We start from the raw sequence: 5,386 nt of genomic DNA on the forward strand, positions 1-5,386 counted from the left end.
CACCCGCCCGGCCCACCACGAGAGACGAACCGACCAGCCCAGCCACGAGGGGCTGCGCCGTTGGCTGAAACCCAGTCGAGCAAGCTCGACTCTACGGAACAGGCTGTTACCCGCATGGGGCATGTGCCCACCACGACCGCATGCCATGCTGGCGCCCTTGATCCCTGCCAGCGAGAACGCCCGCATGACCACCATCATCGCCCCGCGCGTCCACGACATCGGCGGCCTGGAAGTGCGCCGCGCCGTGCCCACCCTGCAGGCCCGCTGCATCGGCTCGTTCGTGTTCGTCGACCAGATGGGCCCGGCGATCATGCACCCCGGCACCGCCATCGACGTGCGCCCGCACCCGCATATCGGCCTGGCCACCGTCACCTACCTGTGGTCCGGCGCCATCGGCCACCGCGACACGCTGGGCTCGGACCAGGTCATCCGCCCCGGTGACGTGAACTGGATGACCGCCGGCCGTGGCATCGCCCATTCCGAACGCACGCCGCCGCCGGATCGCGACCACGACAACCCGATCCACGGCATGCAGACCTGGGTCGCGCTGCCGAAGTCGCACGAGGAGATCGAGCCGGCGTTCTACCACCATGCCGCCGCCACCCTGCCCGAGCAGCGCCGCAATGGCGCGTGGCTGCGGGTGATCGCCGGCCGCGCCTATGGCGAGGAATCGCCGGTGAAGGTGTTCGCCGATACGCTCAACGTGGCCATCGACCTCGACCCGGATGCGGAGATCGACATCGACAACGGCCATCGCGAACGCGCGTTGTACATCCTCGAGGGCCAGGCCCAGCTGGATGGCGTAGACATCCCGGCCCAGCACCTGGTCATTCCCGAGGCCGGCGCCATTGGCCGCCTGCGCGCGAAGACGCCGGTGAAGGCAATGCTGTTCGGTGGCGAGCCGCTCGATGGCCCGCGCCACCTGTGGTGGAACTTCGTGTCCAGCTCCAAGGAGCGCATCGAACAGGCCAAGCACGATTGGGAAGCCGGGCGCTTCGGCACCATCCCCGGCGACGACAAGGAATTCATTCCGCTGCCGCAGTACTGAGGTCGAGGGCCGCGCGGTTGACGGCAGTCGAGCAAGCTCGACTCTACCCCGCGTGATGGTTACGGTTGTAACCGCAATTTGTGCGATCGCTCACGTTCCGTTAAGGTCGGGATGACCGTCCGTACACCTGCGGACGGCTTGGCATCCGGGGATGGGATGCCACCGCCACCGGCACGCCGGTGGAGCCTTACGACACGCCACCTTGGGGGATGCATGAAGTTCGCGCCTGTTCTGTTGTCGAGCCTGCTGTTTGCCGCGGCCCAGGCCGCCGCGCAGGCTCCGGTCGAGTGTCCGTCGCTGCCCGCCAGCAGCGGTCTGCAGTGGCAGGAGCAGGCACAAGCTGATTTCGTGGTGTGCCGGGCGGCCACCGCCGATGGCCGTGAAGTGCTGAGCCTGATGCTCAGCCAGCGCGATCCGGGCATTCCGCTCAGTCGTTCGCTGCGCCAGGAAAAGGGCAGCTTCGGCGGTGAATCGATGTACTGGTACCAGCCCGACCTGGGCGGCCAGCAGCCGCCGGGCTATGCCGAGCGGCGCATCAGCGTGATCAAGCTGGACAAGGGCCGCTATGCGCAGATCGCACTGTACCCGGGCAGCACCCAGGAACTGGGCAGCCTGCAGCAGCTGGCGCAGGGCATGAGCCTGACCCCGTCGGCCGTGGCCGACGGACGCTGAGCGGGCACGGGGATGACTGCCTGGCAGCATTCCCGCACTTCAACATTGATCGGTAGCGCCGGGCCATGCCCGGCGAACGGGCGCTTGCGCGCGACGCTGGGAAAGCCGCCGGGCGTGGCCCGGCGCTACCCCTCAGAAGCGGCCTTCCTGGAAATCGACGAAGGCCTGCATCAGTTCCTGCCGGGTGTTCATCACGAACGGACCATGGCGCATCACCGGCTCGCGCAGCGGGCGACCCGCCACCAGGATCAACCGTGCGCCTTCGCGCCCGGCCGACAGGTGCAGCTGTTCGCCGCCGCCCAGCACCGCCAGCTCCTGGCGCGCCACGTCACGTGCGGCATCCTGCTCACCCACCGTCACCCCACCCTCGAACACGTAGGCGAAGGCGTTGTGCCCTTCCGGCAGCGTATAGGTCCAGGCGCGGTCCGCGTCCAGGCTGATGTCCAGGTACAGCGGATCGGTGGCCGGCTGCGCGATCGGGCCGACGGTGCCGTCGACGCTGCCGGCGATCACTTTCACCTGCACGCCCTCGGCCGGCTGCACCACCGGAATGCGCTCGGGCGCGAACTCCTGGTACTTCGGGTCGGTCATCTTGTCGCGCGCCGGCAGGTTCACCCACAGCTGGAAACCGCGCATCTGCCCGCTTTCCTGCTCCGGCATTTCCGAATGGACCAGGCCGCGGCCAGCGGTCATCCACTGCACGCTGCCCGGGGTCAGCAGGCCTTCGTTGCCGTGGTTGTCGCGATGGCGCATGCGCCCGTCCAGCATGTAGGTGACGGTCTCGAAGCCACGGTGCGGGTGCTCCGGGAAGCCGGCGATGTAGTCCTCGGCACGGTCGGTACCGAATTCGTCCAGCAGCAGGAACGGATCGAGGTCGGGCAGCGACGGGCCGCCGATGACACGGGTCAGCCGCACGCCGGCACCGTCGGAGGTGGGCATGCCACGGATGGTGCGCTGCACGCGGACCGGTTCGGGAAGGCTCATGGCGACTCCTGTTGGATGGATGCCAGTGAAGATGGACGCCGCACGCCGCAACGCCAATGGGCGGCGCCGCAACCGATTGTTCCATCGCTGGTGTTCGCCGCGCGTCATGTCCGCCGCGCGGCGGCGCCTGCGTTGTGTTCGACCAAAGTACTACCGCAGAAAGGTTCCGTACCGATTGACCGTGCACAGGTCACGCGGGACCCTTTGAACATCTTTCCGGGAGAGAGCACCTCATGAAAGGGTTTTCCAAAATAGGCTGGGCGGCCCTCGCCCTGCTCGGCGCATTCTGTCTGGGCACCGTGGCCCTGCGCCGCGGCGAACACATCAACGCATTGTGGATCGTGGTCGCCGCGGTATCGCTGTATCTGGTGGCCTACCGCTTCTACAGCCTGTTCATCGCCGACAAGGTGATGCAGCTCGATCCGACCCGGGCGACCCCGGCGGTGATCAACAACGATGGCCTGGACTACGTCCCGACCAACAAGCACGTGCTGTTCGGCCACCACTTCGCCGCCATCGCCGGTGCAGGCCCGCTGGTCGGCCCGGTGCTGGCCGCGCAGATGGGCTACCTGCCCGGCCTGCTGTGGCTGGTGGTGGGCGTGGTACTGGCCGGCGCGGTGCAGGACTTCGTGGTCCTGTTCCTGTCCAGCCGCCGCAACGGCCGTTCGCTGGGTGACCTTGTGCGAGAGGAAATGGGCCAGGTGCCCGGCACCATCGCCCTGTTCGGCGCCTTCCTGATCATGATCATCATCCTGGCGGTGCTGGCGATGGTGGTGGTCAAGGCGCTGGCCGAAAGCCCCTGGGGCATGTTCACGGTGATCGCGACGATGCCCATCGCGATCCTGATGGGCGTGTACATGCGCTACATCCGCCCCGGCAAGATTGGTGAGATTTCGGTGGTCGGCCTGATCCTGCTGCTGGCCGCGATCTGGTTCGGCGGCAAGGTGGCGGCCGACCCGACCTGGGGTCCGGCGTTCACCTTCACCGGCACCCAGATCACCTGGATGCTGATCGGCTATGGTTTCGTCGCCTCGGTGCTGCCGGTGTGGCTGCTGCTGGCCCCGCGCGACTACCTGTCCACCTTCCTGAAGATCGGCACGATCATCGCCCTGGCCATCGGCATCCTGGTGGTCATGCCGGAACTGAAGATGCCGGCGCTGACCCAGTTCGCCGCCAGCGGCGACGGCCCGGTGTGGAAGGGCGGCATGTTCCCGTTCCTGTTCATCACCATCGCCTGCGGCGCGGTGTCCGGCTTCCATGCCCTGATCTCCTCGGGCACCACGCCCAAGCTGCTCGCCAATGAATCGCACATGCGCTACATCGGCTACGGCGGCATGCTGATGGAATCGTTTGTGGCAGTGATGGCGCTGGTCGCCGCCTCGATCATCGATCCGGGCATCTACTTCGCGATGAACAGCCCGGCGGCGGTGATCGGTGCCGATGCGGCCTCGGCGGCGCACTTCATCACCAACACCTGGGGCTTCACCATCAGCCCGGAACAGCTGACCGCCACGGCGGCGGCCATCGGTGAACCGACCATCCTGCATCGCGCCGGTGGCGCACCGACGCTGGCGGTGGGTATCGCGCAGATCCTGCACGAAGCGATCCCGAGCAGCAGCGACGCGATGATGGCCTTCTGGTACCACTTCGCGATCCTGTTCGAAGCGCTGTTCATCCTGACCGCGGTCGATGCCGGTACCCGTGCCGGTCGCTTCATGCTGCAGGACCTGCTGGGCAACTTCATCCCGGCGCTGAAGAAGACCGAGTCGTGGACGGCCAACATCATCGGCACCGCCGGCTGCGTGGCGCTGTGGGGTTACCTGCTGTACACCGGCGTGGTCGATCCGTTCGGCGGCATCCAGACGCTGTGGCCGCTGTTCGGCATCTCCAACCAGATGCTGGCCGGTATCGCGCTGATGCTGGGCACGGTGGTGCTGTTCAAGATGAAGCGTGACCGCTACGCGTGGGTGACCGCGGTTCCGGCCGTGTGGCTGCTGATCTGCACCACCTATGCCGGCTTCATCAAGATCTTCGACAGCAACCCGGCGCAGGGCTTCCTGGCCCAGGCGCACAAGTACCAGGCGGCGATCGCCAGCGACACGATCACCGCGCCGGCCAAGTCGGTGGCGCAGATGCAGCAGATCGTGGTCAATGCCTACGTCAACACCAGCCTGACCGCGCTGTTCCTGCTGGTGGTGGGTGCGGTGCTGGTGTACTCGATCAAGACCATCCTGGCGGCCCGCCGCAATCCGCAGCGCAGCGACCGCGAGACCCCGTACGTGGCGCTGAAGCCGCACGAAATGGTGGATCTGTAATGAGCACGCAACTGGTTCCCGTCGGCCAGTACCAGACGCACCGCCGCATCTGGCGGCGCCTGGTGCAGACCGCACGGCTGTGCTGTGGGATTCCTGATTACGACAACTACGTCCGGCACATGCTGGAGAAGCATCCGGATCAGGAACCGATGGACTACAAGACGTTCTTCCGCGAACGGCAGGAAGCGCGCTACGGCGGTCGCAACGGCGGTCGCTGCTGTTGAGGTTCTGGGTGGGTGCCGGGCTTGCCGCCCGGCGCCCGCCGATTCAACAGCAGGTGCAACTGCAAGAGCGTCGGCTCTGGGTTTCTGTTTGTTTGGCGGGGCGGTGTCGGATTGCGGGGACGCCGCAAGTACGTCCCTGTAGG

At 66.7% G+C, this 5,386-nt stretch carries 5 protein-coding genes; 4 read left to right on the plus strand and 1 reads right to left on the minus strand.

The genetic code is table 11. The annotated features are described in order from the left end of the window. Positions 1-184 precede the first annotated feature (184 nt). Together IAE56_RS20395 and IAE56_RS20400 are read left to right on the plus strand one after the other, a co-directional pair. Complete coding sequence (locus tag IAE56_RS20395) at positions 185-1,048, plus strand: pirin family protein (RefSeq protein WP_200753774.1); 864 nt, start codon at positions 185-187, stop codon at positions 1,046-1,048. A gap of 213 nt (positions 1,049-1,261) precedes the next feature. Further along, entirely contained in the window at positions 1,262-1,720 is a 459-nt protein-coding gene (locus tag IAE56_RS20400) for a hypothetical protein (protein ID WP_164075580.1), read from the plus strand. Between the two features lie 132 nt (positions 1,721-1,852). Here IAE56_RS20400 and IAE56_RS20405 read toward each other — a convergent pair whose 3' ends face one another. Further along, positions 1,853-2,704, minus strand: a complete 852-nt coding sequence (locus tag IAE56_RS20405) for a pirin family protein (protein WP_108769598.1) — start codon at positions 2,702-2,704, stop codon at positions 1,853-1,855. A gap of 233 nt (positions 2,705-2,937) precedes the next feature. On the opposite strand from IAE56_RS20405, the gene IAE56_RS20410 reads away from it, so the two are divergent. Together IAE56_RS20410 and IAE56_RS20415 are read left to right on the plus strand one after the other, a co-directional pair. Continuing rightward, positions 2,938-5,019, plus strand: coding sequence for a carbon starvation CstA family protein (locus tag IAE56_RS20410; RefSeq protein WP_108769600.1), 2,082 nt, complete (start codon positions 2,938-2,940; stop codon positions 5,017-5,019). Continuing rightward, positions 5,019-5,243, plus strand: a complete 225-nt coding sequence (locus IAE56_RS20415) for a CstA-like transporter-associated (seleno)protein (protein ID WP_108765908.1) — start codon at positions 5,019-5,021, stop codon at positions 5,241-5,243. Before IAE56_RS20410 ends, IAE56_RS20415 begins: the two co-directional genes overlap by 1 nt. Positions 5,244-5,386: the final 143 nt, after the last annotated feature.

Origin of the sequence: Stenotrophomonas sp. S41, from assembly GCF_016624625.1 — a bacterium.
GTDB lineage: Bacteria > Pseudomonadota > Gammaproteobacteria > Xanthomonadales > Xanthomonadaceae > Stenotrophomonas.